The sequence below is a fragment of the uncultured Flavonifractor sp. genome (assembly GCF_944383115.1).
In the GTDB taxonomy this organism is placed as follows: Bacteria; Bacillota; Clostridia; order Oscillospirales; family Oscillospiraceae; genus Flavonifractor.
Map to the genome: position 1 here is coordinate 1 of NZ_CALWOJ010000127.1, position 4582 is coordinate 4582.

Annotated in this window: 6 protein-coding genes; 3 read left to right on the forward strand and 3 right to left on the reverse strand. The window is 58.9% G+C overall.

Features of this window, described 5'->3' with window-relative positions:
• From truB to Q0K43_RS10390, 3 genes are all read left to right on the forward strand, one after another.
• A partial coding sequence (gene truB / locus Q0K43_RS10380; RefSeq protein WP_297290457.1) for a tRNA pseudouridine(55) synthase TruB occupies nucleotides 1-711 on the forward strand: 711 nt, incomplete at its 5' end.
• A 4-nt stretch (nucleotides 712-715) separates the two neighbouring features.
• Nucleotides 716-1627, forward strand: coding sequence for a riboflavin biosynthesis protein RibF (ribF, locus tag Q0K43_RS10385; RefSeq protein ID WP_297290458.1), 912 nt, complete (start codon nucleotides 716-718; stop codon nucleotides 1625-1627).
• A 31-nt stretch (nucleotides 1628-1658) separates the two neighbouring features.
• Nucleotides 1659-2978 carry a DUF1576 domain-containing protein gene (locus Q0K43_RS10390; RefSeq protein ID WP_297290459.1) on the forward strand — a complete coding sequence of 440 codons (1320 nt, stop codon included), beginning with the start codon at nucleotides 1659-1661 and terminating at the stop codon, nucleotides 2976-2978.
• Nucleotides 2979-3012: 34 nt separating this feature from the next.
• Here Q0K43_RS10390 and Q0K43_RS10395 read toward each other — a convergent pair whose 3' ends face one another.
• The 3 genes from Q0K43_RS10395 to Q0K43_RS10405 form a co-directional block, all read right to left on the reverse strand.
• The gene (locus tag Q0K43_RS10395) at nucleotides 3013-3765 is read right to left on the reverse strand and encodes a DUF3169 family protein (RefSeq protein WP_297290460.1); all 753 of its coding nucleotides are present in this window, start codon (nucleotides 3763-3765) and stop codon (nucleotides 3013-3015) included.
• A complete protein-coding gene (locus tag Q0K43_RS10400) occupies nucleotides 3755-3970 on the reverse strand; it encodes a helix-turn-helix transcriptional regulator (protein WP_087188587.1) in 216 nt (71 codons plus the stop codon). Before Q0K43_RS10400 ends, Q0K43_RS10395 begins: the two co-directional genes overlap by 11 nt.
• Before the next feature lie 178 nt (nucleotides 3971-4148).
• On the reverse strand, nucleotides 4149-4582 hold a 434-nt coding region (locus Q0K43_RS10405; protein WP_297290461.1), incomplete at its 5' end, for an SPFH domain-containing protein.

Genomic DNA, 4582 nt, shown 5'->3' on the forward strand with positions numbered 1-4582 from the left:
TTTGCCACCGAGGGGAAAAAGGAATATATCGCCGGATTAAAACTGGGTGTTATGACAAATACCCAGGATACCACCGGGCAGGTGCTGGAACAGCGTCCGGTCCAGGTGGATCGGGTGGCCCTGAAAGCGGCCCTGGAGCCCTTCCGTGGGGATATTCTTCAAATCCCACCCATGTACTCCGCCATCAAGCGGGACGGCAAGAAGCTCTACGAGCTGGCCCGTGCGGGCAAGGAAGTGGAGCGGCCCCCCAGGCCGGTGACCATCTATGAGCTGGAGGTGCTGGAGGAGGCCCCGGCTGGGTTCCCTCAGGAGGAGGATACCTGGTATCTGCGGGTGCGCTGCTCCAAGGGTACTTATGTCCGTACCATCTGCCATGACATCGGGCAGGCCCTGGGCTGCGGGGGCTGTATGTCCGCCCTGCGGCGCACCGAGGCGGCGGGCTTTACGCTGGAGCAGGCGGTGACACTGGAACAGCTCCAGGCCGCCCCCGACCCGGCGGCTCTGCTGGCGCCGGTGGACGGATGCTTTCAGGAGTACCCGGCGGTGACCATAGGGGATGGCAGCCTGAAAAAGGCCCAAAACGGCAACCCTTTTCCCTGCGATGCATCGGACGGCATTTGGCGGGCCTATGGCCCTGACGGCAGGTTTCTGCTGCTGGGCCGGTGCGAAGGCGGCATCATGACCACCATCAAGAGTTTTTTCGAGGTGTGAGACAGTGAACGGGACAGAGACAAGACGTGTGATTGCCCTGGGCTTTTTTGACGGCGTCCATCTGGGCCACGGAGCCCTGCTGCGCCGGGTGGGGGAGAAGGCGGCTGAGCTGGGAGCTGTCCCGGCGGCGGTCACCTTTGATACCCATCCGGAAAACCTGATCTTCAAGACGCCGACGGTGCCTCTGCTCAGCTCACCCATGGACCGGGCGGAGCTGATGCGGCGATATTACGGCATTCGGGATGTGATCGTGGCGCACTTTGACGAGCGGATGATGCACCTGCCCTGGGATGCTTTTGTCACCGATTATCTGGTGGGGGAGCATGGGGCGGTTCATCTGGTGGCCGGCCACGACTTCCACTTCGGCTATAAAGGGGAAGGTAACCCGGAGCGGCTCCAGGCCCTGTGTCAGGAATTGGGGATCGGCTGTGATATTATTCCTAAGGTAAGCAGGGATCAGATCACCGTGTCTTCCACCTATATCCGTACCCTGGTGGCCCAGGGCGAGATGGAACGGGCCAACGAATTTTTGGGCCATCCCCACACCCTGACGGACACGGTGGCCCACGGCAAGAAACTGGGTTCCACCCTGGGATTTCCCACGGTGAATTTGCGCTTCCAGCCCGGTGTACTGATTCCCGCCTATGGGGTGTACGCTACAAAAGTGTGGTTTGAAAATGGTGACAGCCGCCCCGCGGTGACCAACATCGGCGTGCGTCCCACAGTAGACGACGGGAACAAGGTGACGGTGGAGGGATTCATCCTGGACTTCAGCGGCGACCTGTACGGCCAGACGGTGCGCATGGAATTTTACAAGCGGCTGCGGGGAGAGCGGAAGTTTGCCGACCTGACGGCCCTGAAGGAAGAGGTCATGCGCAACGCGGAACAGACCAGAGCATATTTCACGGACCGGTAAAAGACCGCCGGAAGACGGAAGGGGACATGATATGCGCTACCACAAGATATATCCTGCGGCAATTTGCTTTTGTGCCTACCTGATCGCCATCGGCGTCATCCTGGGCGATCCCGCCCAGATCCTGCCCGGTCTTTGGAAGATCATCCAGACGGAGGACGCCCTGATCACCGACTATGTGAAGATCGCGGGCATTGGGGCAGCCTTTGTCAACGCCGCCCTGGTCACCCTCATCAGCCTGGGGATCCTCCATTTGAGTAAGGACCCCCTTAACGGCTACACTCTGGTGGAGATCGGCCTGATGGCGGGTTTTGCCCTATTTGGCAAGAATATTGCCAACATCTGGCCCATCATCTTCGGCACCTTCCTGTACGCCAAGATCCGCCGGGAGCCCTTCGGCAAATATGCGTCGGTCTCCCTGCTGGCTACCGCTCTGTCGCCGGTAGTGAGCTATGTGGCTCTGGACAACGGCTGGGGCAACATCTGGTGGGCTATTCTCATCGGCGCCATGATCGGCTTTGTGCTGCCCCCTCTGTCCGCCTATACATACAAGATCCAAAACGGCATGAACCTGTACAACATGGGGTTCGCCTGCGGCCTGCTGGCCACCATCATGGTGCCGGTGATGACCTCCCTGGGGGCGAAACCTACGGTAGCCCACCATTGGGCCACCGGCTACAATCTGCAGCTGGGAATCTGCCTGGGCAGCCTGTGCCTGCTCCTCATCATTATGGGCTTGTTTTTCAGCGGACGTCCTATCTGGGCAGCCTGGGCCGGCTACCGCCGGCTGCTGCTCACCACTGGCCGGGCCCCCAGTGACTACCTGCGTATGTTTGGCGCTGCCCCTACTTTGATCAACGTAGGTGTTAACGGACTGATCGGTATGACCTTCATCCTGGCCACCGGCGGCGATTTAAACGGTCCCACTATGGGCGGCATCTTTACCATCATGGGCTTCTCCGCTTTCGGCAAGCACGCCCGCAATATCATCCCCATTATGCTGGGCGTGGTGCTGGGCAGCTTTTGTATGCACTGGCACATCAACGACAGCGGTGTGCAGCTGGCTCTGCTCTTTGGTACCACCCTGGCCCCCATCTCGGGGTATTTTGGCTGGCCCTTCGGCATCGTGGCCGGATTTCTCCACTCCTCGGTGGTGCTGCGGGCAGGCACTCCGGTGGAGGGTTTCAACCTCTACAACAACGGGTTCTCGGGCGGCCTGTTGGCCATCGTGATCTATCCCATCATTTCCGAGGCCATCCGCCACCGCCGGCCCGAACTCCAGGACGAGGATTACTTCGACGCCTTCGAGCAGGACAGCCCCATTGCCCCGCCGCCCATTTCAAAAAAGCATTAAAAAGAGCCTGTATCCCGTGGGATACAGGCTTTTTTCATTTGGAACTCCGGTGGCTAATATGGATACATTCCAGCGTATAAGATACCTGAAACACTCCCCATAGCAGCATGACCACCAGAATGGGCAGCAGTCCGATATCGGCTACCAGACTTAAAATCACCAGTACGACCCAGATGGCGGCGCAGGCGCCATTGGCGACTTTGTAAGCGCGGAAGGAGGCCTGGCCGATCTGGGCCCGCTCCAGTTCGTCGCAGCTCTCCAGCCACTTCTTCTGGAAGTTCACGTCATAGACGCTGCCCTGCTTCTCGGGATTCATCCGACGGGTCTGGTCGATCAGCTTCTGTTCAAGAATAACCATAAAACCCATAGATACCAGGAAGCACAGAGCGTTGATCAGAATATTGGCGTAGAGAAAGCCTGCTGCCAGGAAAAACAGATCTGTCAACACAACCAAGCTGCTCAGTAGCAGGGCGTAGCTAAGCTGGTCCTCCATCCGCTGATAGGTATCCTCCGATTCCTGGTCCCAGGCGGCATACAGTTTTTTGGCTGAGCGGTACAGAGCAAAACCGGGGATCAGCAGGACCGTGCTGCATACCGGAATAGCCCAGGGAGTGATGATACCCATCAGCCGGTCCAGCCCGGCCCAGATCACGTCCAGCGCCCCCCGCTCCGCTGCCATGGCGCTGAAAAAGCCCGCAACACCGCCTAAGGCGGCAAACAGCAGGATCACCAGCAAAAAGAGAGGGAGGGACTTGCGATTGTCCCGCTTCACTGTGTCATTCATCATGCTCATCCTCCTGGTAGGTAAAAATATCCTCTACAGTTACCCCGCAGAGCTTAGCCAGCTTGAGGGCTAGCGTCACCGAGGGGGAGTAATCCCCCCGCTCGATCTGGCTGATGGTCTGGCGGGATACCCCTGCCAGACGGCCCATCTCCTGCTGATTGACTCCCAGCCGGGCTCGGTATTCCTTGAGGCGGTTGTAAAGCGGCATCGTTACACCTCCAGCTTGACAAATATTTACGTCAAAATGACAATTATCCTTGTCAAAACCAGCATAGCACTGACAAAGATAGTTGTCAAGCAAAATAAAATGGGAGGGCGCAAAAAGATTGGGAAACAAAAAAGGTGCGCCGCAAAGCTGCGGCGCACCTTGAGAGCTGGTGATAGGTTCAGGGCTTCTTGGGAGCGTCGGCGGAGGACTCGAACACCGCCTTGGCGGAGGCGCACAGGCCGGCAAGCCCCTGGATCTCTGAGGGGATGATGAGTTTGGTGGCCTGGCCGTTGGCGGCGGCCTGGAAGGCCTCCAGGGCTTTGATTTTCAGCACCTGGTCAGTGGGGCTGGCCTCGTTGAGGAGCTTGAGGGCCTCGGCGGTGGCCTGCTGCACCTTCAAAATGGCCTCAGCCTCGCCTTCGGCTTTCATAATGGCGGCCTGCTTGGCGGCGTCGGCCCGAAGGATGACGCTCTGCTTCTCGCCTTCGGCCACCAGGATCTGGCTCTGCTTCTGGCCCTCGGCCTGGAGGATGGATTCCCGGCGTTCCCGCTCGGCCTTCATCTGCTTCTCCATAGCGTCCTGGATCTCCCGGGGCGGGATGATGTTCTTCA